The organism is Pseudomonas sp. LB3P14 (assembly GCF_054898045.1).
The window spans coordinates 1,655,160-1,679,711 of record NZ_CM142714.1 but is presented as its reverse complement, the minus strand read 5'-3'; the positions used below and the strand labels follow the sequence as shown (position 1 = coordinate 1,679,711).

Genomic DNA, 24,552 nt, shown 5'->3' with positions numbered 1-24,552 from the left:
AAAAGGGCAGCTCAAAGCTGCCCTTTTCCCAACCTACTCCTTAGGCCGCGCTAAACAGCTTGTGCGGATCCATGACAAATTTCTTCGGCACTCCGGCATCGAATTCGTGGTATCCGCGCGGCGCGTCGTCCAGGCTGATCACCTGCACGCCGACGACCTCTGCAATGTTGATCCGGTCCCACATGATCGCCTGCATCAGCTGACGGTTGTACTTCATCGTCGGGGTCTGGCCGGTGTGGAAGCTGTGGGACTTGGCCCAGCCGAGGCCGAAACGGATGTTCAGGCTGCCATGCTTGGCGGCTTTATTGACCGCGCCCGGGTCTTCGGTGACATACAGACCGGGGATCCCGATACTGCCGGCGACCCGCACCACACCCATCAGCGCGTTGAGTACGTCGGCCGGAGCCTCGTGCTGCGCGCCGTCATGGCCGTGGCCACGGGCTTCGAAGCCGACCGCATCGACCGCACAATCGACTTCCGGCTCACCGAGCAGGTCGGCGATTTGCTCGTGCAGTGGAGTGTCCTTGGTCAGGTCAGCGATCTCGAAGCCCTGGGCCTTGGCATGCGCCAGACGCAGCGGATTGACGTCGCCGACGATCACTACCGCCGCACCAAGCAGACGGGCGGAGGCAGCGGCAGCCAGTCCGACCGGACCGGCGCCGGCGATATACACGGTGCTGCCAGGGCCGACACCGGCGGTCACCGCGCCGTGGTAGCCGGTCGGCAGGATATCGGAGAGGCAGGTCAGGTCGCGGATTTTCTCCATCGCCTTGTCGCGGTCGGGCAGCTTCAGCAGGTTAAAGTCGGCATACGGCACCAGCACGTATTCGGCCTGGCCGCCAACCCAGTCGCCCATGTCCACATAGCCATAGGCACCGCCGGGGCGCGCCGGGTTGACCGTCAGGCAGACGCCGGTGTGCTGCTCCTTGCAACTGCGACAACGGCCGCAGGCGACGTTGAACGGCACCGAGACCAAGTCACCGATCTGCACGTTTTCCACGTCGCGGCCCTTCTCGATCACCTCGCCAGTAATTTCATGGCCAAGCACCAGCCCGACCTGGGCCGTGGTCCGACCACGCACCATATGCTGGTCGGAGCCGCAAATATTGGTCGAAACCACGCGCAGAATCACGCCATGGTCAATGCGCTTGCCGCGCGGGTCCTCCATTTTCGGATAGGGGATGGTCTGCACCTCGACTTTGCCTGCGCCGAGATACACGACACCACGATTACCAGACATGATTGCACCTCGCTTTTGTTGTTGTGAGAACACGGCCCTTGTACTGCGAAGGGTCGCGTGGCCTTACAGTGCGGCGGTATATGTCTTGCGTTTGCGCGTGAATGCAGATTGGCTGGAAGTCACCTTCCAACGACGCGTGATTAGCAGTCATCGTATCGATCCTACGCCTGGTATCAGCACCCGGCGAGAGCATTTAGCACCCAATCACCACCTGTTTCAGGACTCTCAACCGCTAGCCTTGCTGGAGGTATGCATCGCTCCGTACCTAGTGCGGCTATGATTCAGTCTGGATCTTCTATGAGGACGCAGTACTTACCACCAGGATCAGCGCCTGTACCCCCAGATATCCACCTGCAGCGCCAGGTGTGAGTTGTGTGTTGAGTATCTCTTTCCCCTCAATTTCCATGGATTCAGGGGCTAACCCCGGACGATAGGAGTAAACGCGATGATTGCGGACTGGACTGGTCAGGTAGCGCTTGTCAGCGGAGCCGGTAGTGAGCGAGGAATTGGTATTGCGATTGCGAAGCGCCTGGGCAACCTGGGCGTGCGGTTGATCGTCACTGGCAGCAGCGCTCGCATCCATGATCGGGTGGAGGAGTTACGTACTGCAGGGTTTGAAGCGCAAGGGCGTGCGGCGGACTTGAGTGAAGAGGATCAAGTCCTTGAACTTACCACTTGGGCCGAATCGGTATGGGGGCGAATCGATATTCTTGTAAATAATGCCGGCATGGCCGCCCAGGGTCATCCGGAGCCTTTTGCCGAACTGGCGGACATGAGCGTCGATAGCTGGAACCTTTCCATTGCTCGAAATCTGACTACTGCCTTTCTGTTGACCCGTGGAATTTTGCCGGGGATGCGTAATAGACGCTACGGCCGTATCGTCAATGTCAGCTCTACGACTGGCACTCGAGCCGGTAATCGGGGAGAGGCGGCTTATGCCGCGGCAAAAGCCGGAATGGTCGGTATGAACATGAGCCTGGCCCTTGAGGTCGCGGGCTATGGAATCACTGTGAATTCGGTCGCGCCGGGTTGGATCGCCACAGGGTCAAGCACTCCAGAGGAAGAGAATGCAGCGAAGTATGTCCCGGTTGGCAGGGCGGGTCACCCGGAAGAAGTGGCTGCTGCCGTTACGTTCCTGGCTTCACCTGAGTCCAGTTACATCACTGGCGAGTTGCTGGTGATCGATGGTGGCAATTGCCTGATAGAGAACAAAGCCCCCAAGCAATGAATGCGTTGCCCGCCGCAAAAAATTGCGGCAGAGGAGAGTCAGTGACTCCCTCCGTCGCAATTCAGGCTGATTCGATCAAAACGGCAGTGGTAGTTTCGCGGTGCGCCCCCCATCCACCACCAGCACCTGCCCGGTGATAAAGGCCGATGACTCCGAAGCTAGGAAAACGACTGTCCCGCCAACATCCGCCGGCAATCCGGTACGCCCGACCGGGTGAAGGCGCAGGAGTGCCTGGCGCGCCGCACGCGGATCAGCTTGAGCGGCGAGGTACGCATCACTCAACTCGGAATTGATCCACCCTGGAGCAATGGCATTGCAGCGGATGCCGTCCCGGCCGAGATCGATTGCCAAGGCTCGGGTCAGCCCATGGATGCCCGCCTTGGAGGCACAGTACGCGGCATGTTCAGGGTTGGCGCCTATCCCTTCGATCGACCCGATATTGATAATGCTGCCACCGCCTCGCAGACGCATCTGTGGCACCAACGCCTTGCACAAGAACGCTGGCGCCCGCAGATTGACTGCCATCATGCGATCCCAGTCCTGCTCGGTCATATCATCAATGGATTTCTCGAACATGAACCCGGCGTTGTTAACCAAGACATCGATTCCGCCAAGCTGCTCCTGGGCGAACTGGGCAATCAAATTGGGTGACTCCATCGAGGCGAGATCAGCCTCGACGAAATAGACTTGAGGGTGATTTTGCAAGTCGGCGTCCAGAGCCTGACGCTGAGCGATCAACACAGAAGCTCCCGCCTCAAGCAATTGTTCGGTGATGCCTCGGCCAATCCCTCTGCCGCCCCCGGTCACCACTACATTTTTACCGTTGAGCATCGCTACCTCTCCTTAGCCGGATACCGGCTTGGCGCCTGTGACTTCTACCGTTTCACCGGCGATGTACCTGGCCTCGTCGGACGCCAGAAATGCGATGACATCCGCAATGTCTTCAGGCTCGGCGATACGGCCTAATGGCACGCTCTTGTTCAGTTCTTGCACGGCCTTATCCGGATCCAGGCCACGACGCTCAAAGCCGCTGCGTATCATCGGGGTATTGATTTCGTGCGGGCACACGGCGTTGACGCGGATACCCAAAGGGGCGCAATCGCGGCCCAGATTCTTGGTTAACGCCGCGACGGCCCCTTTGCTTGTGCAATACGCCACGTGGGCGGGGCCGGGATAAATGCCCCAGACAGATGATGTGTTGACGATTGCGGCGCCCGGGCGATTTTTCATGTGCGGTATCGCGGCACGGCAGATGAAGAACACCGCATTCAGGTTTACGCCCATGGCGTCGAACCACATGTCGTCAGTGGTTTCCTCAATCGTGCCGCGAGGAATGATGCCCGCATTGTTCAATACGATGTCGATCCCCGAAAAAACATCGACGGCAGTTTGGACAATCGCTTCGCAATATTCTTTTCGGCGTAAATCGCCCGCCACGTAGTGCACTTCGGCGCCCAGATCACGGACTTTTGCGGAAATTGATTTGCAACCGGCTTCATCAAGATCAGACAAAACAAGCTTTGCGCCTTCTCGGGCGAACAATAATGCTAACGCCTGTCCGACACCGCCGGCAGCGCCGGTAATGACCACCACTTTATTATTGAATTTCATAGGGCAACCTGCCTGGTAGTTTTTTGGCGCAGCCATTATTTAATTTCAAAGGATCGCAGCGTCTAGCAACTTTTTTACCAGGCCAAAGATAACCTGACGTTATCCAAAATTTCTGAATCGAGGTTTTGGAATCGCGCTAATACCCGTTGGCACGGGGTGAAATTTAGCTTCGCTGCCAGCCCATTCTCTGCGGGAACATTGATCATGGTGATAGCGCGCGAGACCGCGACACGTCGGCCGTTCATAACGTGAAGTCATCGTTTATCTATCTAAAATATTGTTATGGTCAGGGGGTATCAGCTGCTAAGGTTTTCTACAAGTAGAGAGCTACAAATTTGCAGTTTACAAACCTCATTATTTTTGCTGGCAACACCTAGGCCGTTGAATTCACAGAGTTTGAGCGCCTAATGAATAAGAATAAATAACCGGCAGTAAAGTCTTTTGTTTGCGCGCGCGCAGCAAACAACCTCTTGGCAAATCCGCCCACTAATAAAAAATCGAAGACAGGTTGCATACCCCATAAGACTAGGAGAGCCGAATGACGTTTACATTACCCAAGACCATGCACGCTGTGCTTCTGAAGGGGCATGGGGGTACTGAGCAGCTTGAATACCATACAGATGTGCCAGTGCCTCGCCCTGGTGTCGGCGAAGTCTTGATAAAAGTTGGCGCTGCTGGAGTCAATAACACCGACATCAACACGCGTATTGGTTGGTACTCCAAACAAGTAACCGGCGATACAAATTCGGGAGGCGCTTCCGGATTCGCTAAGATCGACACTGAGGATGCATCCTGGTCTGGTGTGCCGCTTAAGTTTCCGCTGATCCAGGGCGCCGACTGCTGCGGGCGCATTGTTGCGGTTGGCCAAGGGGTGGACGATTCTCGAATCGGACAGCGGGTACTGGTACGCAACATGCTGCGAGCACCGGTTGAGAATCGGCCGTTCGAGTGCTGGACTTACGGGTCGGACTGCAATGGTAGTTTTGCGCAATTTACAGTTGCGCCGGCAGCGGACACCTGGCCGGTGAACAGTGATTGGAGCGACATCGAGTTAGCTTCTATTCCATGTGCCTATTCAACCGCCGAACTTTTACTCCAGCGTGCAGCCGTCAATGGTGCTGACAAAGTACTGATCACCGGTGCAAGCGGCGGTGTGGGATCGGCTGCGGTTCAGTTGGCAAAATGCCGTGGCGCCGAGGTAATTGCAATTACCAGCGCAAGCAAGGCGGATCAAATTCTGTCTCTGGGCGCCGATCGCGTTATTCATCGAGACGCAAACTTAGTGGAGGCGCTGGGTGAAAATAGCGTCTCCGTGGTGCTGGATCTGGTGGGCGGAAACGATTGGCCCGCACTCTTGCAAGTGCTCAAACGGGGTGGTCGCTACGCTGTTTCGGGTGCTATCGCTGGCCCAATCGTAGAGCTGGATCTGAGAACACTTTACTTGAAAGACCTCACATTTCATGGCTGCACTTTCCAGGAGGATGCAGTTTTCGATGAGTTGGTCGGTCATATTGAACACGGTCGAATCCGTCCCTTTGTCAGCAATAGTTATCCGCTGTCCGAAATTGCCACGGCACAGAATGATTTCATAGAAAAACGTTTTGCGGGAAAACTGGTATTGGTGCCACCACAGGAGAGTGTTTGTGAAGATCATTGAAATTGAAGTTTATCAAGTAGATCTGCCATACGCTGGCGGCGTTTATAAGCTGTCAGGCGGCCGTACTTACACAAGTTTTGACTCCACGATAGTGTGTATTCGCACCGACACTGGCCTTGAAGGCTGGGGCGAGTCGACGCCTTTTGGCCCGAACTATATTGCAGCGCACGCCTTGGGTGTGAGAGCGGGTATCGCCGAAATGGCAGACCTGTTCATCGGCCGGGATCCCCGTCAGGTTGACCGTATCAACGATCTCATGGACAGCACCTTGATGGGCCACCTTCATGCAAAAGCTGCGATTGATGTGGCCTGCTGGGACATCCTTGGCAAAGCGGTCGGGATGCCGGTGTGTGAACTGCTGGGGGGCAGTACAGGACTGTCCATGCCGATTATCGACTCGACCTATGCCGGCGACCCCGATGACATGCGTCGTCGAGTTGCTCAGACACGAAAGCAAGGATACCTGGGGCATTCGGTGAAGGTCGGCGCGACACCGGAGGAGGGTGGGCCCGCGCTGGATGCTGCGCGCATTGAGGCATCACTTGCAGATGCACGCCCCGAGGAATACTTCATCGTTGATTGCAACGGTGGCCTGACGGTGGAGCATGCGTTACGCATGCTGAAGCTGCTGCCATCCGGGCTGGACTTCGTCCTTGAGGCGCCGTGCGCCACCTGGGCTGAGCACATGTCCCTGCGCCAGCGAACCAATGTGCCGCTGATCATGGACGAGCTGGCGACGGATGAAGCTTCGGTGATGCAACTGATCAGCGAGAAGGCTGCGGACGGTATTGGTCTGAAGGTTTCCAAGCATGGTGGCCTGACCAGAGCCCGACGTCTGCGCGACATTTGCATGACTTCTGGCTTGACGATGAGCGTTCAGGAGACCGCTGGCTCACAGGTAGCGTTCGCTGCGCTGACTCACCTCGGGCAATCTATCCCGCACCGAAACCTGCGCTGCGTGCTCGATACGCGCGATATGTATCCACCGATCACGGCGCACGTCGACATTCCTGTCGTGGATGGCCGTATCCGAGCCCCACAGACACCAGGATTGGGCCTCACGATCAATCGGGACGTCATCGGAGAACCCGTGACGGTATATCGCTGAGTTGATCTCCAGCAGCGCGGCGCATGAAGTACTTCGTGCGCCGCGTTTTTTTTGTGTGGAATCTGCTTTTTGACTAGCGAATTGATTCGGGTCTATTACTGGTGTGCTCACTTGAGTTGGAGAACGAACGTCTTGAAAATGTACGCAAGTGTACATGCCGTGTACGCCACAGATCCTGGGGTGTACAGTGACGAGGAATTTTCAAAGAAAGGTGCAACCCGAATGTCACAGACAGGAAGGGCGAAAACCAAAGCGCAGGACGCAGGCTGGCGAGGCTCCATCGATGGTTGGCTGGATGCCGCTTACGATGCTCTTAAAGAGTCGGGGGTGGATGCGGTTCGGGTGATGCCGCTGGCCAAACGCTTGAATTTGTCTCGTACCAGCTTCTATTGGTTCTATGAAGATCGGGAACAGCTGCTCGCGGCGCTCCTCGTTCGATGGCGGGACAAGAACACCGGCGGCATGGTCAGCCAATGTGAGAGTTATGCAGAAAGTATTTCCGAAGCGATTCTCAACGTCTTCGAGTGCTGGGTGAACCCTGAGATGTTCGACTCGCAGTTCGAATTTGCCGTGCGCAGTTGGGCGCTGCAATCGGACGAGGTCAAAGCTGAAATCGCTTTAGCCGATGAGGCGCGGATGAACGCCCTGGCCGCGATGTTCCGACGGTTTGGCTACGACGGCGAGGGGGCTGACGTTCGGGCCAGGACGATCTACCTCACACAGATCGGCTACATCTCCATGAAAACCGATGAAGATATTGTCGTTCGATTTCGACGGATTCCTCAGTACGTGAGCGTGTTTACCGGCAAAGTACCGAAGAGGCGCGAGCTGGACCGCTTTTATGGAAAGTTTGGCTACGCAGAAAAAGAGCCCGGCGTTTTCGTTCCCTTGGTCGAAACATTCGAGGAGTCCACTGCCGATGGAGAATAGAACTCTGGGCATCATCGGGGGCACCGGCTGGCTCGGGCGTGCAATTGCCGAGGCGCTCCTTGAAAGCGGCTTCATCAAGCCTGATCATTTGTTGATCTCGAACCGCTCAGGCGTCAGTACCTTCGAGCCAGGTGTGAAGCTGCTGGCCAACAACCAGCAGTTGGTGGACCTCAGCGATATTGTCGTGATGTCTATCCGGCCGGAGCAGTTTCGCGAACTGCGGATCAACGCCCGCGGCAAGGTAGTGATTTCTCTGATGGCCGGAGTTCCGGCGGCAGCCATCAGCGCGGCCACCGGTGCGAATGTAATAGTGCGGGCCATGCCGAATGCGGCCGTGGAAATCAGGCAGTCGTTCACGCCCTGGTACTGTGTCGGAAACCTTGTTGAACGCGACCGCCAGTGGGTGCAGCGACTGTTCGAGTGCGTAGGTTCGGCGGACGAAGTGCCTGATGAAGACTGTATTGAGTACCTCAGCGCGTTGTCCGGGACTGGGCCGGCCTTCCCGGCAATGCTGCAAATGGCGCTGACTAATGAGGCAGTGGCTGCGGGAATTCCCCTTGCCATCGCGCAGCGCGCTGCACAAGGCGTAGTGGTGGGGGGTGGCCAGATGCTTGCCAGCCGCAATCCGCGACAAATGATTGAGTCGTTGATGGCTTACCGTGGCGTGACGGCGGCAGCGCTGCAGTCGATGGCCGATCAGAACATCGAGTCCATTGTCGGGCGGGCAGTAAAGGCAGGCGCTGAGGTTGCGCGGCGGGGAATGTAGCCAGGGCAGGGGAGATACAGTGAAGGCCCGCTGAAGGGCCTTCACTGCAGAAGGCGTCAGACGGTTGCGATTATTCGGCCTTGAAGCAATAGACAGCCAGTTTGTTGCCATCAAGGTCCCGAGCGTAAGCGGCATAGGCATTTTCAGCCCAGTTACGCGAACCCGGTTGGCCTTCACAGATGCCACCAGCCGCGAGTGCGGTTTCGTGGAATGCATGTACCGCAGCGCGATTTGGCGCTTCGAAGCTGACAGTCACGCCATTGCCAACGTTGGCAGGATTGCCATTGGCGGGTTTGAGCACGAAGAACGACGGTTTATCCACGCCCCAGATGGAGCCGGATTCATCAAGGTCGGCAACACGGTTGAGACCAATTTCTTTCAGAACGCCATCATAGAAGGTCCGTGCTTTGGCAAGGTCATTGGTACCGACAGTGACATGGGTAAAAACAGACATTTGGATTTCCTTTGGGTTGTGATGCGGGTGTGAGCGCTGGCCGATATCACGGCAGTCTGTTCTAGCGGCGCATCTTTGGGGATTTTGGCCAGGGAGATCTCCGGCAGTACCGTGTACTCGGAGAAGGTCGAGCAGCCCATGTAGTGGAACACCGGCTGGCCCTGAAAGGAGAAACGCGATGTTCCGTCAGGCATCAGGCCTTTGCCCTGTGTCGCTCTGACTGCCTGGCACAAGTTGGTCTTGCCCGACAGACAGAATTTGCATTGCCGGCACTCGGCCGTGTACAGCGGAATCACATGATCGCCGACCGACAATGACGTCACGCCTTCACCGATCGACTCGACGATCCCGCCGCCTTCATGACCCAGCACGGCAGGAAAGATGCCCTCGGGATCGTCGCCCGACAGGGTAAAAGCATCCGTGTGGCAGACTCCGGTTGCCACGATTCGTACCCGTACTTCGCCAGCCTTGGGCGGTGCTACATCGATGTCCACCAGCTGTAACGGCTGTCCCGGGCCGAAAGCGACTGCCGCCTTCGATTTAATGGTCACTGCTGACATGGTTTCCCTCTTGTTCATGGCGAGCCTCCGTTCCAACAAGAATGGAGGTTCGGATTCAGATTTCTTTCACCAGGCGCAAAGCGTCGTAGATGGCCGCGTGGGTGTTGCGAGCAGACACGGCGTCGCCGATCCGGAACAGCTGGAAGCGTCCTTCGGGATTGGTGACGATGTTCTGTGCCGTGCCGGCGATCAGGTCATGCTGCTCTACCGCGCCGCCATTGGTGGAGAGAGGACGCAGGTCGAAGTACAAGTCGTCCAGGGGAAGGGTACCGTGGTTGACGACCACCTGATCGACCACGCGCTGCTTATGGACCTGTCCGTAATCGCTGCCAAAGGTTGCAACGAGCCCGCCATCACGTTTTTCCACTGTATCGACCCGATAGGTGACGGTGAAGGTGACGTCCAGGTCCTGCAGGCTGCGCATGTAGGGCACCAGGTTCATGGCCATGACTTCAGGCGCAAACGAGCGGTCAGGGGTGACGATCTCCACGGTCGCACCGCTTTGCGCGATGACTTCGGCAGCCTGCAGAGCGGCATGATCCCCCGCATCGTCGAAGATCAGTACGTTGCGACCGGGCTTGATGTCACCGGAAATGATGTCCCAAGTTGAAACCACGAGTTCATTGCCTTCGCGGAGCACCTCGGTATCCGGCAGGCCGCCGGTCGCCACGATGACCACGTCAGGCTCGAAGGCTTGCACAGTGTCGGCTTCGGCCCAGGTGTTGAAGTGAAATTTCACCCCCAGCCGTTCACATTGCGCCATGCGCCAATCAATGATGCTGATCATCTCGCGACGACGCTCACTCAGCGCAGTTAGACGAATCTGCCCGCCAGGTTGGTCAGCCGCCTCAAGCACCGTCACGTCATGGCCGCGCTCACCGGCGACACGCGCCGCTTCCAGCCCAGCAGGGCCGGTACCGACCACCAGCACTTTGCGCTTGACGGCGGCTTTGGGAATGTCGTGAGGCATGGTGGTTTCCCGACCCGTCGCTGCGTTGTGGATGCAGTAGGCCGCGCCGCCTTGGTAGATGCGATCCAGACAATAGTTGGCGCCCACGCACGGGCGAATGTCTTCTTCGCGCTTTTCGATGATTTTGCGCACGATGTGCGGATCGGTCATGTGCGCACGGGTCATACCCACCATGTCCACTTTGCCCGAGGCGATCGCGTAGCGCGCGGTGGCCACGTCGGGAATCTTCGCAGCGTGGAAGGTCGGAAAGCCTGTCGACGAGCGGATCTCTCCAGCGAAGTCGAGATGGGGCGAGTTGCGCATACCCTGAATCGGGATGACATCGGTCAGCCCTGCATCCGTATCGATGTGACCACGCACAACGTTCAGGAAGTCGACCAGTCCGCTGTCCTTGAGCATGTGAGAAACCTGCATGCCCTCGCTGGCAGTGAAGCCACCGGGCAATTCTTCATCACCGGTGTAACGAACTCCCAGCAGAAAGTCTTCGCCTACGCGCTGGCGGATGCCACGCAAGACGTCGAAGGTAAAGCGCATGCGGTTTTCCAGCGAGCCGCCGTAAGGGCCGTCGAGGTCATTGGTCAGCGGCGACCAGAACTGGTCCATCAAATGCCCGTAAGCTTGAAGCTCCAGACCATCGAGACCTGCGGCCTTCATGCGTTCCGCGGCGTCTACATAGTCCTTGATGATCCGCTCGATGTCCCATTCCTCCATTTTTTTCGGGAAGGAGCGGTGTGAAGCCTCGCGACGGTGTGATGGCGACACCACCGGTAACCAGTCGGCCTTGTCCCAGCGGGTGCGACGGCCCAAGTGAGTCAACTGGATCATCACTGCCGCACCATGTTCGTGGCATTCATCGGTCAGGTCCTTCAACCATCCGACCACTTCGTCCTTGTAGGCGAGCACATTGTTGAACACCGGCGGGCTGTCTCGGGAGACGGCAGCAGAACCGGCAGTCATGGTCAGGGCGACACCGGCTTTGGCGCGCTCCACGTGGTAGGCGCGGTAGAGATCCTTGGGCATGCCGTCCACAGGGTAGGCCGGTTCATGGGAGGTGGTCATGATCCGGTTTCTGAGGGTCAGATTCTTGATTTTATAGGGTTGCAGCAAGGGATCGCTGGACATCGTGGTGCGCTCCAAAGTGGGCTTCATCAGGCTCGGTGACTTAAAATTAGGATAAATGTACACCTGTGTCAACGGTTGATGACATAGGTGTACATTTTGCTTGCATGCCAAAAAATCCAGGATTAACATCCGCCCAAACAAGGACGGATATGGCTCGTCCGCGTCTGTCATCCATTTAGAAAGGAGAGAAGCGTGACTGAGTTATTTGATATTCGTTTGGCCAGCAAACAAACTGCGTTCACTGAAATCCCGGTCATAGATATTTCGCCACTCATAAACGGCGAAAATCCGCTGCGGGTGGCAAGCCAGATAGGCGAAGCGTGCGAAAAAGTGGGTTTTTTTTATATAAAAAACCATGGCGTTTCGCAGCAACTGATAGATGAGATGTACAGGCTAACCAAACTTTTTTTCAAGCTTCCATCCGAGGAGAAGAACACACTTAACATCGTGAACTCCGGGCTTACACTACGTGGTTACATCCCGATGTATGCGGAAAACGTAGATCCTGCTAATACGCGCGACTTCAAAGAGTGCTTTGATTACGGCGTCCATTACGATGAGGTTTCTCCGTTTTTTGGCCCTAATCAAATGCCGTCCGGACTGCCGCAATTCGAAACCGTTGCCGAGGCTTATCATTCAGCTGTATTGGCGCTCGCGAGAACGCTCATCGGCGGCATCGCGCTGAGTCTGGATTTGCCGCAAAATTATTTTGAACAACGCCAACGCAAACCCATCACTATTCAGCGAGTTTTGCGTTATCCGCCTCAGATAGGAAAGGTCTCCCTGGAAGAGATCGGTATTGGTGCTCACACGGATTACGGCTTCCTGACAGTCCTGTCTCAAGACACAGTTGGCGGTTTACAAGTCAAGAACCGGGCAGGGGAGTGGGTTACCGCCCCACCCGTTGAAGGCACTTTTATCGTCAATATCGGTGATCTGGTGCAAACCCTCACCAACGATCGCTACACCTCGACAATGCATCGCGTCATAAATACTAGCGGTCTAGAGCGCTATTCAATACCTTTCTTTATTGATTTGGACTTCGATGCAGTTGTTGAGCCGGTACCAACCTGTGTAAGTGAGGCTTTGCCCGCGAAGTATGAAGCGTACACTTGTGGCAAACACAAATTTAAGCGTTTCGTTGATAGCTATGCGCATCTGAAAGGCGAATAGGGAGTTCAAGAGGATCAGCGCAGTGGTCACTGGCAACTCGACCAATCGTGCACGCTTCACAGCGGCGTGTTGGTGTCATGGGGGTTGGCAATCTCGGACGCGCCGCGCTTGATCGCCTTCAGCCATTGGGATTTCAGCTCAGTGGCTGAAATCGTTCTTTGAAGGTGGTGCCAGGTGCTCACAGTTACGTCGGCACAGACGAATTAGAGGAATTTTTAGAGCAGTGCGACATCCTTGTGAACATGTTGCGCCAATCGCGATTTAAATGGAAAGCCCCAAAGCCCCGTAATCCTTGAGCCAGACCGTTCTCTTACGGAAATTAGTGGAATACTTAATGGTGTTTCCACTCAAGAAACAAAATAAATCATTTTTTTCCACTTATTGATTCAACCCAATTCGTGATTTTCCACTCTTTGATTCGAACCATTTTCAGTGTCCCGCCAGAATCTGGCTAACGCCTGCCCACATCGTCTCCTGTGTCTCCGCATGCGCCAGTCAGAGCAACCCGGCTGCCAAGATTCCTGTCAATACTCCTATATTGTTCTTCCCTATCTCCGAAAGAACCAAGGAGGAAAATCGCAATATATCTGTAATTATTTAGCACTTAGATCGGTCTAGCACTTCAAAAATATTTGCATCTGAATTTTCGATAGATTTTGGCGTGAAGTAAGAGTATTCAGTTTAAATGACTAACTGGAAGTCCTAATCGGCTGTCAATACAACCATAAAAACATAGGGGATTTTAAGCAATTAAAAATATTCGAAAATTATGGAGGCCGCGTAGCGCGGGGGTTTCAGCGATTTGATGCATTAAAATAAATTCAGTAAATTTTATTATATATATATTGACGCGATAAAAATGGTGCTCTTGATATTAAAAATTAATTTGGGTTTACTGCTCGGCGTCCAGTAGCTGGACAGTTACAACCCCGCTCTTTAAAAAATCAAAAGTGGTCGATCTAAGGGCTGGCAAGTATTTTGTCAACAGTGTGAGTCTTTAGATCTGACCAAATATTAGAGGAATGGTAAATGCAAGATGTTCCTGAGTGTAGTTCGGAAGCTCCTAAAGCGAAGCTGGATGCAAGCAGTACTCTCGCCGAAATAAGACGACATGAAGAGGCGGTCAGGCGGTACGAGATCCTAAAAGACTATTTGGCAGGAAAATTCAGTGCTGATGTAGCAATGGAAATACTGTGTGTTAGGAAGTCTCGCTTTTACAAACTCCTGAAATATATGGAGGGAGCTCAAAGCTACAGGGCTCTGGTAATGGATGTGAAGGGACGAAAGCCGGGCCTCACGCTCAGACATCCTGAGACACTGAACCTGATAGAGGAGATGTTCGAAGAGCATTATCCTAACCACAAGAGCACTGCTGCGGTATGGAGGCACTGTCAAACGCAAGCCGACAATCGACGGATGCTAAGGCCGAGTTACCATACCGTTGCGACTTGGATCAAAGCCAAGGCAGAGTCGCTTCTGTACAAGATGACTCACACCAGCGACCAATCTAAGCAACGGTATGGGGCCAAGCCAGGTTACAAAATTACCTCAAGGCCACTGGAATGGGTACAAATCGATCATACAGTTGTCGATTTGATGGTGGTGGATGAAGACAACAGAAGTGTTGTCCTCGGACGACCTTACATCAGTCTCGCCGTTGATCTGCACACGCGTGTGATACTGGGATTCTACGTATCACTGCTTCCGCCTAGTGCTGTTTCGGTAGCAATGTTGATGGAAAGCTGCGCCCTGCCAAAAACGGAGTTCCTACAAAGTTTGGGTCTTCCCGAACATCTGCTTCCTTACTACGGGCTTGCGGAGGTCATTCATACCGACAACGCTAAGGAATTTATCTCTGACGTATTCGTCCTGAACGCCAAAGACTTTGACATTGACGTTGAGCACCGAGATATTCCCGAGAAGCACCAAGGTGGTCACATTGAAAGTCTGATTGGTAAGTTGATGCTCAACACGATACATCCGCTGCCAGGCACCACAGGCTCCAATGCTCAGCAGGGTAAACATCTGAAGAGTAACAAGAAGGCCGCGATTGGGTTAACTGGGCTGCGCCGTATACTGGCCTATACCTTACACGCCTACCATCAGACGAAGCACTCGGAGCTAGGTACCACTCCTGCGCAAGTATGGGATGGTCATTTTGCTAAAAAGCCAAACTGTCGTGTTTTGGAAACGTCCCAGTACGAAGACTTCAAATACCGGTTTTACCCAGAAGTCCACAAGAAAAAAGTAGTTCCGGGAGGTATTGAGATTTTCCGCAGATTTTATTACGGACGCTCACTTAAGGACAGAGTTCGGGACGAGGTCACAGTGAAGTATGATCCATACGATTTGAGCTTCATTTATGTGAAGCTTGGCGACACCTTCGAGAAGATCTCTTGTGTACGTAATAGTTTTAGTAGAAGTCCAGACTATGAGATGTACCGCTGGCAACGCCAGCAGAAGGGAGATCGAGATGGCACCATGACGAAGGAAGGCGCTCAATCTTATGGTGAAGCAACCAAGCAAAAGAACAAGGAGGTTAAGCTAACCACTCAGGAAAAGCGGAGGATGAAAGCAGAAAAAGGCAAAGTTGATTACAAGAAACAGGCTGGCCTGCATGGCAATAAATCCGCGAATCAAAACGTTGCGAGTCGCTCGGCACTGAATGATATTAACAATAAGTCCAGCAACACCAGCAAACCATCTAAGAAATCGAACGTCTTTGACATTGGTGGTTTCTTCAAAAAAACGGAGGATGTCGACTTCAACCAACCTCCAACTTTTTACGACAGCAACAAATCCTAATCTCAGCATGGGCTAAGCAAAATTTCATGGGCCATGGGTCTCTTTGGTTGTATCGCGCAAGATATTTTTTGGGAGGATCTTTAAAAAAGGTGCGTGATCGATGGTCTTCTTCGTCCACCATTGCGAGGAAAGCGCGAACACCTTGTATGGCCTTCAGCCATTAGCTGGTCTGATCTTAGCTCGAATCGATTAATACAGAGCCTCGCAATCTGCATGGGCGATACACCAAGGGGATCTTGAGGATTCATTCACTCATAAATATGTGGATTACAATGGCAGACTATTCTCACGTACATCCCGCATCTCATATTCACTTTAATGAACCAGACGATGTTCGTCTTATCTCCTGCTCCAACGACTTCTGGGTGCACCATCCTAGCGCCCAGAAAATCATACTAAGGATGGAAATGGCAATGAAGATGCGTAACAAGATCAACGCTCCCAGTATGCTCGTTACCGCTCCAGGAGGAGGGGGAAAAACCGCTTTGATTGGCGAGATGAAGGCTAGGAATGCGACGAACGAAAACAAAATGATCTTCGTGACCATGCACCAAAGCCCTAATGGTTACTCTCTTAAGGATCTTATCCTGAGCGAGCTAGGTCTGGGGGTAGGGCGAATGGCTCGGCAAGGCCATAACATTACTCCTGAACTTCAATATATCATTAGGACTGGGAATATTCGCGCCATTGTGATTGATGAGATTCATGATGCACTAACATTGACCGAGCTTCAGCAGCGCATCAACCTTTCGCTGCTGAAGAATCTGTCAGGCTCCACCTATGGCCTCTCGGTGTTTGCTTTCGGGGTGCCGGCAGCTGCGCGTGTGCTCCGTCAGGATCCTCAGCTTGAACGCCGATATCCTGTGGTGGCCCTTAACGGGTGGGAAAATGGGCCAGAGTTTCGAAACTTCGTGTCCAGCTATATCCACCATTTGCCACTGAAGAACAAGACCAACTACCAGGATCAAATGCTGTTCCTGAAAATCATGAACAAGGGGCAGGGTATCACCGATAACGTTGTGAAGATTCTGCAGGCATCGGCGATGGCCAGCATCATTGACGGCACCGAACACATCAACCACCGCCACCTCGATAACATCGACGACATCATGGCGAGTTTCAACTACGCACTGCGTGGCGCAGAGATGCCATCTGAGGAAGAGGTGCAGTAAGAATAAGATGAAGCGTAATCTGTCACTCAGTAAAAAGCGTCAGGTTGCCCGCACGGTAATGGAAGGCCTTCACGGCTTCCAGCATCGCTGGCCTGAGCGCACAGAGGTTAACGAGGCTTTGGATAGCATAGCTAAATCCGACGACACCATTTTTGTGATGTTGCGGGGAGCTGCAGGAGCAGGAATTAGCTCGATATTCCAAGAGTTTTCTTCCAAGTTCCATGACGAGGTAATTGTCGTGACGCCACGCATTTACTCAATAAGGCTTAACATGATAGGCCATGTACTTCACGCACTCTTTCCGTTTAGCAGCTTTCACAGCCACAAGCATGTGCCTGAGAGTTTGATACAATGCCGTCAGGCCGCCCGAAAGATTATTATCCTTGACGATCTAGATATCATTTCCAGCCAAAACAATATGGAAGAGGTGATTTTTGACCAGCTCCATCAGCTTGCGCAAAGTCCAAGTCGATATACGATCATCATGTCTACGAGAAATAGGAATTTGCTTAAGCATTACTCCAAGGTCAGGGGAATCACGAGCGTGGTCATTCCAGTATCGGGAATCATTCCAGCAGCCGATGTTAGCACCGTTGTTCAAGGATTCTATGATTGGTGCAATCAACAATACGATACGGAGGCTCAACCTCCCTGCATGTCTCGATTTAGCGAGCTCGATCATGACATGTCTATCGATCGTATCATCTACGCGTGCGAAACCCTGTACTGCTCAGAGCTTCTCAAAATACATCTGAGGTTTGACGGGGAGACGATCAATCATATGGACACTCCCTTCACCCATAAACTCTCTGATACTTTTTCTGATCTCCGTCACAAGGTTGAATATAAAGCCTTCTCCTGATCCGCAATACCTACAAAGTAATCCTCAGTACGTACAAATTTCATTCAATGTCGGTGCAGCATTTAATCGCATAGCACCTAACAGAGTAGCGGATGATTGGGCAGCCAATTAGAGCCTTTCCAAAAAAGGAGTAGCAACAGTGAAACCAAGAAAGCATGCAGTACTGGAACCACTAGCGGACGAAACCCTATCTTCATGGATGTGGAGAGTGAACTCAACAGCCCACATACCTATTATGTCCCATATGCGGTTCAGTTCGCCGGAAGGCGAGATCATAAAGCGCGATACAACGGGACAGTGGGGTGAATCGTTTGCAGATCGCGATCTCTTGACTGAAAACGCGTTCGTTGAGTCCTTCAAGGGAGCATTCAACATCTCTCAACCCTGGTTGAATAAGCGATTCCCTGAATTCAGTCAACCCACGATACCGACTCAATTCAGAAGGGCGTTTTGCTCACAATGTTTTATTGAGTCCCTCCAGAAGGTCGGCATTCCGGTCAGTAAGGTTCAGTGGTGCTATCTGACTAAGCCACTCTGTGAGTTACATGGTATTCCACTTCACGATTCGTCGATTTTTTTTATAAATCATGACGATTACACAATTCATGCATTTGTATCTTACTGGGATGATCCGCAGTTCAAGGAGAATTGCGATTTGATCCGGGATGTCGGGAGGGTGAGAAATGGCCTGGCGCTAAAGGCTCAACAGCGATTGCATAAGCTGATGAGACGAGCGTCCAAATCTGACCATGGTTTTGATGTGCAGATGTTCGTGCTGACCCTAATGAGGGCAATGATGATTCCCGCGCTCCATCACGGCTATCCCAGAATAGCATTCGATCATTGGGGTGGCAGCGACCCCTATGCGGGTCTCGGAGTTCATGGCGATTTTTACCAAGAAATCTATCGAAGCACTTGCTTGGCGCGGCTGTACGCTCTGTATTTCAGCGCAATTCTTTTGGGCTGGATTACCAGTGAAAAGGCACGTAAGACCCTTCATGAGGGTTATTTTTCCCCTTGGAACACTCACTCGATATGGTCAAGACTAGATAAGTCTCCAAGAATATTGAGTTTGCTTTTTTCTGAACTTAAGCTTTATGAAACGCCATACCTCAACCTTACTCGGATGGATATCCCTAAACTGATTCGGATCCGTTATAATGCATAAGATAAGTACAATCTCCTGGATGCCGGGTTGCATGGTGCATCGTCCTGGCGCCTACTCGTATTATCACTTTGTTATTGTCCTGCATGTGGACGTGATTACTTTGAAAATCTTGACCTACACGCTCCGGTTCAGTAAGGAACTTGATGGGTTTTCTAAACCGGCCTTGATCGACTTGAGGCACCCTAATCGTTTCTGGCTCTGGCAAGCAGATCGACGGAACTTTAAGGAGCAGACGGCTTCGGTCATCCCGCAACAGGGGGTTGTCAGTCTGGATTTTGACTCCTTCGGCCCTTTCCGTGTCGTTCGAAAACTTCCAGCAGATAAGCTAGCCCTCTTAACCAATAGCCTTATGAAGGCATTCTACGACTTAAGCTTCTGGCATCTCGGTTATCTCTATAGCCCAATACGAATTCCTGACGCTCTCCTGCTCCAAAGAATCGATAGTGCTATTGAATACGCTAACGGATTTGCAACAGCGAGAGCTAATTGACCTGTTGCCTGTCGACGCTACAGAAAGTTTTCGCTTCAATCTATATAAAGTCAAAACAACTATGAATTTGCGTGAGCACTGACATCATGAAAGCAAGGTCGCGGCTTAGGGCGCAGTAAAACTGCTTCGGATGTTGGATGGTTCAAATCATGACGCGCTCGTTTCGTGGCATCGTAATAGCTCCGTGAACCCATCTTGTGAAAAATGGGCGGCGCGCTCAGGAAGCCTGGTGTTTGATTAAATCATCACTAGGACACTACGCCAGAGTTTGGAGCGTGAGCTCATTTGCTAGGGGTGAACACCTGATTATCAGCTCTTCCTCCAATACTCCCTCACCGACGTCAAAGCCAGCCCCAACTGCGCTGCTGCCTGCTGCTGCGTCGCACCTTCGGCTTTGAGTGCCAGTACCGCTCTCTCGTTATCTGCGTTTAGCGGTTTGCCACGTCCTCGTTTTATGAGGTTACCGTCGGCATCGAACTGTTCGCTGAGCACCTTCATGCCACCCTCAGCTTCGAAGGCCGCCACGTCGGTCAATGCACGGCCAATCACGGTGAGTGGCTGCTCACCCTGACGGTGGGCAATGCAGAGGGTAAGCATCGCTATGGGATCGAGACCAAGGGATTGCGCTAACTCGTCAAATTGCTCGACGGTGATGCTGGTCTGTGCGTTCTCGAGAGCACTGACTTTACGTCGGTGGGTCGCATCCGAGACGTCAGCGTACCTGGCGCGCCGGACGAGACGGAGCGCCCGAAGTACGCCTGCAAATGCGGTTCTCAGTTCCATGACTTTCTCAAAAGTCAGGATATAGCCATAACTGAGCTTTACGAATAAACGTCAATATAGTGTATTATCCGTTCTGTCGGGTGCTCCTGTGGGCCAGATGCCTCGGTTCGAAGGTAGCAGGGCGCCACCAAAGCTTCCTCAAGGAGCATTAAAACCGAAGTACCTATGGTGGGTGCCCAGTTCGAGAGTTCCTCCGGATGGGGATCGCTCGATGAACACACCAGTTGTATTGACGGAGATTACGAGATTGAGCACAGAGACAAACGAAGGTGCTGAAGGGTTACTCGGCGGGCCTGGCAGTCCTCGCCAAGGATCGACTGACGACGACGAGATTCTCATCGAACTGGTTAAGGCTCTCTTCCCCCGAAAGCCTTACTGCCTCGTAGAGGATTGGACAATCTTCAAGGTTGACGTCACTGAAGACGAGCTACAAAAAATTCACGCGGCAGGAAAGTTACCGCTGGTTTTGTTTGCCCACAACGTACGTTTTGACAGTCAACGGCGCTTTGATGTTGGCGACTGGGTACGCTCCACGATGGCGATTTCATTTCAGGACGGCTTCCTTTTTGAAACCTGGAACACGATTTATGTGCTGAAGGGGCCCGGTCACGAAAAAACAGCGAGCCTCGAGACAATCTTTTCCTTCTTTTAGATGACGCGGTGCCTAGGCAACGATTTCAGATTGAGACAAAAATGTTCCGAACCAACATCGAAGACATAGAAGGCAAACCGGGAATGTTCGGGGAGGGTCTCGCGCATTGGCACGGCATTTCGCGTGCGTTGAACATCCACTGGTATCACGTGTGCGTGAAAGAGAGGCTCGACGGTCGGTTCGTAAGCATGACTGAGTTTTTGAATGACGAGGCAAGATTGCTCGAGGTTCTTGAGTCGCAGAGCGAGGACTATGTCATTACTGAAATTCAAGGCTTCATCCCCCCCTGGATGACCGGTAGTAAGAGTTGGCGGCTGGAAATACTCAATGGCGTCTCCATCGGCTATGACCGGAATGGCGCTGTGGTCTGTCTGCTTGAGGTTGAGGGCGGCAAGATCTACGCCGACACTCATGATTGTTCGTTCGATCCTGGGTTGTTAACCAACGTCAGGAAGATTTACTGAACAGGGATTCAGCTTCAGGTGAAACCCAATCGGAGAAAGATATGAGCGGCATACACGAAGTCGAGCTTCACTCAAAGCGTCTCACGGATTTCCAGCTGAGCCGAATCGTTCGTGCAAGTGAACACATCTATGACGCGCCCATTACTGCATGCTTGAGTGATGTCTTCGTATCAAATGGCGTGGCCGTTGGTGTGGTTTTTGGCCATACCGAGGTGGATCGTTTTGGGCGTTTCGCTGATGGACATTTGATGCGCACATCCAGCATTCGCTATGCAAAAAAGGAGGGGAGGTTCTGGGTGTTGACCACCATGAATTCGCGATATTTGGTCGCCTCATTCATGAAAGGGGAAGGGCGGCCAAGCTTCAGAGCTTTCATGCAATCCGCTATGAATGGGTCTCCTGTGTCACCAACTGTTCAGTAAGCATGGTGCAGGCCAATGCAGTACGGGATTTCGGAATTGATATGGCTCGTGAAGACGACGATACCGTGTATTGCAATGTACAAATGTCCTTGGCTAATGGCAAAGAGCTGCTTCAGCTAATAACAGCCCTACGTGAAACTGGATCTCATCCGAACCTCGGTACTGTTTTCGCTCGTATGCAGTTTGAGCTGACGATGACCATCGATATTGTCGAGCATCCGCCAACGTGGGGTGCTGGTGAACCTACGAAGCACTGATTAGCCCCCACTCGTTCACTGCCTGTAGAGGGGCTGGTGAAGCTAGGCGCTTACGCGAAGGAGCGATTCAATCGTCACGACGCATCTTGCTTGCGTGTCACTGGCTCATATTTTTCCTTGCACACCTGGCGAATGAGCTGGAGGAGTCACAGATGAAGGTTTACGTGCTCTCAGATCTACACCTCGAGTTTTCCGAATTCGTTCCGCCTCCGAACGATGCAGATCTGGTGATATTAGCGGGAGACATCCACACAAAATGTCGTGGCGTGGAGTGGGCGAATCAGACGTTTGAAAGTGAGGTTATTTATGTCTGTGGGAACCATGAATATTACTTAGGCCACATCGATCATACCCTGCGCAAAATGCGAGACGCCGCCGCACCCCATGTCCATGTCCTGGAAAACCAAGTATGGATTCACAACGAAGTCCGATTTTTGGTCACAACAGGCTGGACTGATTTCACGTCCACTGGCGACAAAGTTGCAGCTTCGATGACGTGTGCAGCGCTGATGAATGATTTCAAGCTGATCCGCGCGACGGAGAGTTTTCGCCGACTGCGCCCAGCAGATGTAATTGAGCGAAATCGCGTTGCTTTTGACTTTCTGAAGCGCGAGCTCAGCGAGCCGTTTGATGGCAAAACCGTTGTCGTTACGCATCATTGTCCTGTCCCCGAGGTCGGCCGTGAAAAGCACTACGATCATCTGAGCGCAGCGTATTTCAACCGTTGGCATGCGCTTCTACCTTTAGTAGATGTATGGATCTTCGGTCACACGCATCGAGCCGTGGATATTGAGTTAGATGGATGCCGAATCATTTCGAACCCCTGTGGTTACCCAGGGGAAGAGACGGGATTCACTCCCGATTTGACCATCGAGATCTGATCGTGAAGAGGGGGAGATCAGTTGCACTGGATCAAAACGTACGGAGCAAAGCTCTCCGACCTAAGATTTTTCAAGCTGCCGAAGGTGATAGCGCAAGCACGTGCAGCTATCGCTGACCCAGACGTCGTTGGCTATTTGCTATGCGCATTGGAGCGTCCTCCGCGGATGACTGGGCTTCTTTTTTGCGATCACGCTGGGGCCTTCCCGCAAGGATTGCCAATCCATACGCAACCCATTGCTGATCGGCACAAGCGTGCTGGCTATGAAGTAGTGACTGCAGTCGATGGCAGTATATATGTCGTTGCTCACTGGCTTTATGACAATGGCGCGTTAGACCGATTTGATCGAGTTCACTGAAGTCGGTATCGAATGCTAAGAGGCTTGAGAGTTGGGATTCCCAAAGAGCGTATTAGAGGCACAGGAAATTGATTTCGGCGTCCCGATCACCGGATACCTTTGCTGTGCTGAAATTCAGCCTCCATGCATGACTGGAGTTGTTTTTTCAGAAACGCGGGGCCGCTTTGTGGATGGCAGGAGAATCCGTACCTCCAGGATCGAAAAGGTGTTTGAGCTTAAGGGATATCGGCTTTGCGAGACACTTAACGGTAGTCGGTATGTGATCTGCCACTGGTGGTACGAGAACGGCGCGGTGTCCGTAGTCGAGATCATTCACTGAGCTTGGGCGGCCTTACCCTCGATGAAGTGAATGCGACCGCTAGTGAATCATCCCGGAAAAAACCAAAGGGTGAGTAACATCATGTCCGAAGCCCGATGCTGGATAGTGAAATGCCAAGATGCGGCGGATGGGAGTGGCGACCTCATCATTGACTTGCCGCCTGAGCTGCTCGCTAGCTCAAGACTGAGCATCGGTGACGTGCTGACGATTGAAGTGATCGTCGGCGCTATAGTTTTGACGCCGAAGTCGAGCGACTCAGCTCAAGCCTCATGCAATCAAGCACGGCCAGATTGACTGCTGGGTGCTGTCGTCAATGCCTAGCTTATTTGGCTGCGTGGGTTTTATCGAAGATAAGAAGGATTTTGTCCGCCGCCTGCTTTGCCTTCTGTGGAGAATCACATTCGCTGGCTCGGATACGCTCAAAATGGACACCTTCGTGCAAAAGCATGGTTGTCCTGGCATGGGCCTCTGCAGGGGTTTCTTGGTGAACCGTGTCGCCGTCAACCTCGACAACCATCATGATGCCTTTACGAATCAGCACAAAGTCAGGCTCGATTCATCGGTAGTCTGATCCACCTTTTATGAACACCGGCAGTGGCGCGAACGAAAGGCCAATCGACTTAAAGGCCTTGTACATCTGAATCTCAGGCTGCGACCGAAAGATTAATCCGTCCGCTGTAAGTGGCGCGACGTTATCCGAACGCACTCGCCCTCGATTGGATATTTTTGAGCCAGAAAGCCAAGCTGTCGCCTTTTCTCGCCATTGTGGATCGTCAACAACGGCCGGCGAAATTCTCACTGCGCAAAATGCATCAGAGGGAGTTTTACTCACAATGATTTCCAATTTCTTGAAGAGTATCGCTTCAAGTTCCTCTTTACGTGATTCAATTTGCGGGTACAGATTCAAAGGTACCTGCAGTATGAGAATGTAGTAGGTCGTTCCTCCATTCCAATTATCGTAATGGGACTCCACGACCTCCGGCGTAGAAAAGGTCATACCGCCACCTCTTGGGCTGCTCCTTCCGCAGCGAAGAGTCGTGCAAGGGTACCAAGGGTAACTTCGAGGGTGAAAATCAACTGTAGGCTCATGCATGTCCTGAT

Annotated in this window: 24 protein-coding genes and 1 pseudogene; 16 read left to right on the top strand and 9 right to left on the bottom strand. The window is 52.9% G+C overall.

Translation table 11 applies throughout. The features are described from left to right. Positions 1-40 precede the first annotated feature (40 nt). Positions 41-1,240 (bottom strand): formaldehyde dehydrogenase, glutathione-independent, encoded by a 1,200-nt coding sequence (gene fdhA / locus ACYZT5_RS07790; RefSeq protein ID WP_462050570.1) that lies wholly within the window; start codon positions 1,238-1,240, stop codon positions 41-43. Between the two features lie 445 nt (positions 1,241-1,685). Between fdhA and ACYZT5_RS07785 the strand changes: the two genes are divergently transcribed. Continuing rightward, a complete protein-coding gene (locus ACYZT5_RS07785; RefSeq protein WP_462050569.1) occupies positions 1,686-2,468 on the top strand; it encodes an SDR family NAD(P)-dependent oxidoreductase in 783 nt (260 codons plus the stop codon). A gap of 75 nt (positions 2,469-2,543) precedes the next feature. Here the strand turns inward: ACYZT5_RS07785 and ACYZT5_RS07780 are convergent, their stop codons facing one another. Both ACYZT5_RS07780 and ACYZT5_RS07775 read right to left on the bottom strand, forming a co-directional pair. Further along, on the bottom strand, positions 2,544-3,299 hold the full coding sequence (locus ACYZT5_RS07780) for an SDR family NAD(P)-dependent oxidoreductase (RefSeq protein ID WP_462050568.1): 756 nt from the start codon (positions 3,297-3,299) through the stop codon (positions 2,544-2,546). Positions 3,300-3,311: 12 nt separating this feature from the next. Then, entirely contained in the window at positions 3,312-4,079 is a 768-nt protein-coding gene (locus ACYZT5_RS07775; RefSeq protein ID WP_095942149.1) for an SDR family NAD(P)-dependent oxidoreductase, read from the bottom strand. 538 nt (positions 4,080-4,617) lie between these two features. On the opposite strand from ACYZT5_RS07775, the gene ACYZT5_RS07770 reads away from it, so the two are divergent. The 4 genes from ACYZT5_RS07770 to ACYZT5_RS07755 all read left to right on the top strand — a co-directional run bounded on the left by ACYZT5_RS07770 (position 4,618) and on the right by ACYZT5_RS07755 (position 8,540). After that, positions 4,618-5,736, top strand: coding sequence for an alcohol dehydrogenase family protein (locus ACYZT5_RS07770; protein ID WP_462050567.1), 1,119 nt, complete (start codon positions 4,618-4,620; stop codon positions 5,734-5,736). Continuing rightward, positions 5,723-6,844, top strand: coding sequence for a mandelate racemase/muconate lactonizing enzyme family protein (locus tag ACYZT5_RS07765; protein WP_462050566.1), 1,122 nt, complete (start codon positions 5,723-5,725; stop codon positions 6,842-6,844). Before ACYZT5_RS07770 ends, ACYZT5_RS07765 begins: the two co-directional genes overlap by 14 nt. Before the next feature lie 222 nt (positions 6,845-7,066). Further along, entirely contained in the window at positions 7,067-7,774 is a 708-nt protein-coding gene (locus ACYZT5_RS07760; RefSeq protein ID WP_462050565.1) for a TetR/AcrR family transcriptional regulator, read from the top strand. Continuing rightward, complete coding sequence (locus ACYZT5_RS07755) at positions 7,764-8,540, top strand: pyrroline-5-carboxylate reductase family protein (protein WP_462050564.1); 777 nt, start codon at positions 7,764-7,766, stop codon at positions 8,538-8,540. Before ACYZT5_RS07760 ends, ACYZT5_RS07755 begins: the two co-directional genes overlap by 11 nt. A gap of 70 nt (positions 8,541-8,610) precedes the next feature. Here the strand turns inward: ACYZT5_RS07755 and ACYZT5_RS07750 are convergent, their stop codons facing one another. The 3 genes and pseudogenes from ACYZT5_RS07750 to ACYZT5_RS07740 form a co-directional block, all read right to left on the bottom strand. Further along, the gene (locus tag ACYZT5_RS07750; RefSeq protein WP_046046576.1) at positions 8,611-8,994 is read right to left on the bottom strand and encodes a VOC family protein; all 384 of its coding nucleotides are present in this window, start codon (positions 8,992-8,994) and stop codon (positions 8,611-8,613) included. A gap of 20 nt (positions 8,995-9,014) precedes the next feature. Beyond that, positions 9,015-9,554, bottom strand: a pseudogene (locus tag ACYZT5_RS07745) (alcohol dehydrogenase catalytic domain-containing protein); the annotation flags it as partial. Between the two features lie 55 nt (positions 9,555-9,609). Next, a complete protein-coding gene (locus ACYZT5_RS07740) occupies positions 9,610-11,646 on the bottom strand; it encodes an oxidoreductase (RefSeq protein WP_462052210.1) in 2,037 nt (678 codons plus the stop codon). A 192-nt stretch (positions 11,647-11,838) separates the two neighbouring features. Between ACYZT5_RS07740 and ACYZT5_RS07735 the strand changes: the two genes are divergently transcribed. The 6 genes from ACYZT5_RS07735 to ACYZT5_RS07710 all read left to right on the top strand — a co-directional run bounded on the left by ACYZT5_RS07735 (position 11,839) and on the right by ACYZT5_RS07710 (position 19,316). Further along, positions 11,839-12,819 (top strand): isopenicillin N synthase family dioxygenase, encoded by a 981-nt coding sequence (locus tag ACYZT5_RS07735; RefSeq protein ID WP_462050563.1) that lies wholly within the window; start codon positions 11,839-11,841, stop codon positions 12,817-12,819. Between the two features lie 1,029 nt (positions 12,820-13,848). After that, positions 13,849-15,624, top strand: coding sequence for a Mu transposase C-terminal domain-containing protein (locus ACYZT5_RS07730; RefSeq protein WP_462050562.1), 1,776 nt, complete (start codon positions 13,849-13,851; stop codon positions 15,622-15,624). A 260-nt stretch (positions 15,625-15,884) separates the two neighbouring features. Further along, the gene (locus ACYZT5_RS07725; RefSeq protein WP_462052209.1) at positions 15,885-16,796 is read left to right on the top strand and encodes a TniB family NTP-binding protein; all 912 of its coding nucleotides are present in this window, start codon (positions 15,885-15,887) and stop codon (positions 16,794-16,796) included. Positions 16,797-16,803: 7 nt separating this feature from the next. Continuing rightward, entirely contained in the window at positions 16,804-17,658 is an 855-nt protein-coding gene (locus ACYZT5_RS07720) for a hypothetical protein (protein ID WP_462050561.1), read from the top strand. A 139-nt stretch (positions 17,659-17,797) separates the two neighbouring features. Then, positions 17,798-18,826: a hypothetical protein gene (locus tag ACYZT5_RS07715; protein WP_462050560.1), complete on the top strand. Its 1,029-nt coding sequence runs from the start codon at positions 17,798-17,800 to the stop codon at positions 18,824-18,826. Next, positions 18,819-19,316, top strand: a complete 498-nt coding sequence (locus ACYZT5_RS07710; RefSeq protein ID WP_462050559.1) for a hypothetical protein — start codon at positions 18,819-18,821, stop codon at positions 19,314-19,316. The genes ACYZT5_RS07715 and ACYZT5_RS07710 overlap by 8 nt, the downstream gene beginning before the upstream one ends. 309 nt (positions 19,317-19,625) lie before the next feature. Here the strand turns inward: ACYZT5_RS07710 and ACYZT5_RS07705 are convergent, their stop codons facing one another. Continuing rightward, on the bottom strand, positions 19,626-20,099 hold the full coding sequence (locus ACYZT5_RS07705; RefSeq protein ID WP_462050558.1) for an XRE family transcriptional regulator: 474 nt from the start codon (positions 20,097-20,099) through the stop codon (positions 19,626-19,628). Positions 20,100-20,310: 211 nt separating this feature from the next. Between ACYZT5_RS07705 and ACYZT5_RS07700 the strand changes: the two genes are divergently transcribed. From ACYZT5_RS07700 to ACYZT5_RS07680, 5 genes are all read left to right on the top strand, one after another. After that, a complete protein-coding gene (locus ACYZT5_RS07700; RefSeq protein ID WP_462050557.1) occupies positions 20,311-20,751 on the top strand; it encodes a DUF6957 family protein in 441 nt (146 codons plus the stop codon). Between the two features lie 41 nt (positions 20,752-20,792). Further along, positions 20,793-21,215, top strand: a complete 423-nt coding sequence (locus ACYZT5_RS07695; protein WP_462050556.1) for a hypothetical protein — start codon at positions 20,793-20,795, stop codon at positions 21,213-21,215. Positions 21,216-21,256: 41 nt separating this feature from the next. Continuing rightward, a complete protein-coding gene (locus ACYZT5_RS07690; RefSeq protein ID WP_462050555.1) occupies positions 21,257-21,637 on the top strand; it encodes a hypothetical protein in 381 nt (126 codons plus the stop codon). A 2-nt stretch (positions 21,638-21,639) separates the two neighbouring features. Then, complete coding sequence (locus ACYZT5_RS07685; protein WP_462050553.1) at positions 21,640-21,894, top strand: hypothetical protein; 255 nt, start codon at positions 21,640-21,642, stop codon at positions 21,892-21,894. A gap of 152 nt (positions 21,895-22,046) precedes the next feature. Continuing rightward, on the top strand, positions 22,047-22,775 hold the full coding sequence (locus ACYZT5_RS07680; protein WP_462050552.1) for a metallophosphoesterase family protein: 729 nt from the start codon (positions 22,047-22,049) through the stop codon (positions 22,773-22,775). 998 nt (positions 22,776-23,773) lie between these two features. Here ACYZT5_RS07680 and ACYZT5_RS07675 read toward each other — a convergent pair. Both ACYZT5_RS07675 and ACYZT5_RS07670 read right to left on the bottom strand, forming a co-directional pair. Then, entirely contained in the window at positions 23,774-23,992 is a 219-nt protein-coding gene (locus ACYZT5_RS07675) for a hypothetical protein (RefSeq protein WP_462050551.1), read from the bottom strand. 15 nt (positions 23,993-24,007) lie between these two features. Continuing rightward, on the bottom strand, positions 24,008-24,448 hold the full coding sequence (locus tag ACYZT5_RS07670; protein WP_462050550.1) for a hypothetical protein: 441 nt from the start codon (positions 24,446-24,448) through the stop codon (positions 24,008-24,010). Between the last annotated feature and the right edge of the window lie 104 nt (positions 24,449-24,552).

What these genes read in the sequence shown, in the direction of transcription:
- ACYZT5_RS07720 (WP_462050561.1), top strand. Translation starts at nt 16,804, where the DNA reads ATGAAGCGTAATCTGTCACTCAGTAAAAAGCGTCAGGTTGCCCGCACG.
- ACYZT5_RS07710 (WP_462050559.1), top strand. Translation starts at nt 18,819, where the DNA reads ATGCATAAGATAAGTACAATCTCCTGGATGCCGGGTTGCATGGTGCAT.
- ACYZT5_RS07690 (WP_462050555.1), top strand. Translation starts at nt 21,257, where the DNA reads ATGAGCGGCATACACGAAGTCGAGCTTCACTCAAAGCGTCTCACGGAT.
- ACYZT5_RS07785 (WP_462050569.1), top strand. Translation starts at nt 1,686, where the DNA reads ATGATTGCGGACTGGACTGGTCAGGTAGCGCTTGTCAGCGGAGCCGGT.
- ACYZT5_RS07725 (WP_462052209.1), top strand. Translation starts at nt 15,885, where the DNA reads ATGTGGATTACAATGGCAGACTATTCTCACGTACATCCCGCATCTCAT.
- ACYZT5_RS07680 (WP_462050552.1), top strand. Translation starts at nt 22,047, where the DNA reads ATGAAGGTTTACGTGCTCTCAGATCTACACCTCGAGTTTTCCGAATTC.
- ACYZT5_RS07755 (WP_462050564.1), top strand. Translation starts at nt 7,764, where the DNA reads ATGGAGAATAGAACTCTGGGCATCATCGGGGGCACCGGCTGGCTCGGG.
- ACYZT5_RS07770 (WP_462050567.1), top strand. Translation starts at nt 4,618, where the DNA reads ATGACGTTTACATTACCCAAGACCATGCACGCTGTGCTTCTGAAGGGG.
- ACYZT5_RS07700 (WP_462050557.1), top strand. Translation starts at nt 20,311, where the DNA reads ATGAACACACCAGTTGTATTGACGGAGATTACGAGATTGAGCACAGAG.
- ACYZT5_RS07695 (WP_462050556.1), top strand. Translation starts at nt 20,793, where the DNA reads ATGTTCCGAACCAACATCGAAGACATAGAAGGCAAACCGGGAATGTTC.
- ACYZT5_RS07705 (WP_462050558.1), bottom strand. Translation starts at nt 20,099, where the DNA reads ATGGAACTGAGAACCGCATTTGCAGGCGTACTTCGGGCGCTCCGTCTC.
- ACYZT5_RS07730 (WP_462050562.1), top strand. Translation starts at nt 13,849, where the DNA reads ATGCAAGATGTTCCTGAGTGTAGTTCGGAAGCTCCTAAAGCGAAGCTG.
- ACYZT5_RS07670 (WP_462050550.1), bottom strand. Translation starts at nt 24,448, where the DNA reads ATGACCTTTTCTACGCCGGAGGTCGTGGAGTCCCATTACGATAATTGG.
- ACYZT5_RS07780 (WP_462050568.1), bottom strand. Translation starts at nt 3,299, where the DNA reads ATGCTCAACGGTAAAAATGTAGTGGTGACCGGGGGCGGCAGAGGGATT.
- ACYZT5_RS07740 (WP_462052210.1), bottom strand. Translation starts at nt 11,646, where the DNA reads ATGTCCAGCGATCCCTTGCTGCAACCCTATAAAATCAAGAATCTGACC.
- ACYZT5_RS07750 (WP_046046576.1), bottom strand. Translation starts at nt 8,994, where the DNA reads ATGTCTGTTTTTACCCATGTCACTGTCGGTACCAATGACCTTGCCAAA.
- ACYZT5_RS07775 (WP_095942149.1), bottom strand. Translation starts at nt 4,079, where the DNA reads ATGAAATTCAATAATAAAGTGGTGGTCATTACCGGCGCTGCCGGCGGT.
- ACYZT5_RS07685 (WP_462050553.1), top strand. Translation starts at nt 21,640, where the DNA reads ATGGTGCAGGCCAATGCAGTACGGGATTTCGGAATTGATATGGCTCGT.
- ACYZT5_RS07760 (WP_462050565.1), top strand. Translation starts at nt 7,067, where the DNA reads ATGTCACAGACAGGAAGGGCGAAAACCAAAGCGCAGGACGCAGGCTGG.
- fdhA (WP_462050570.1), bottom strand. Translation starts at nt 1,240, where the DNA reads ATGTCTGGTAATCGTGGTGTCGTGTATCTCGGCGCAGGCAAAGTCGAG.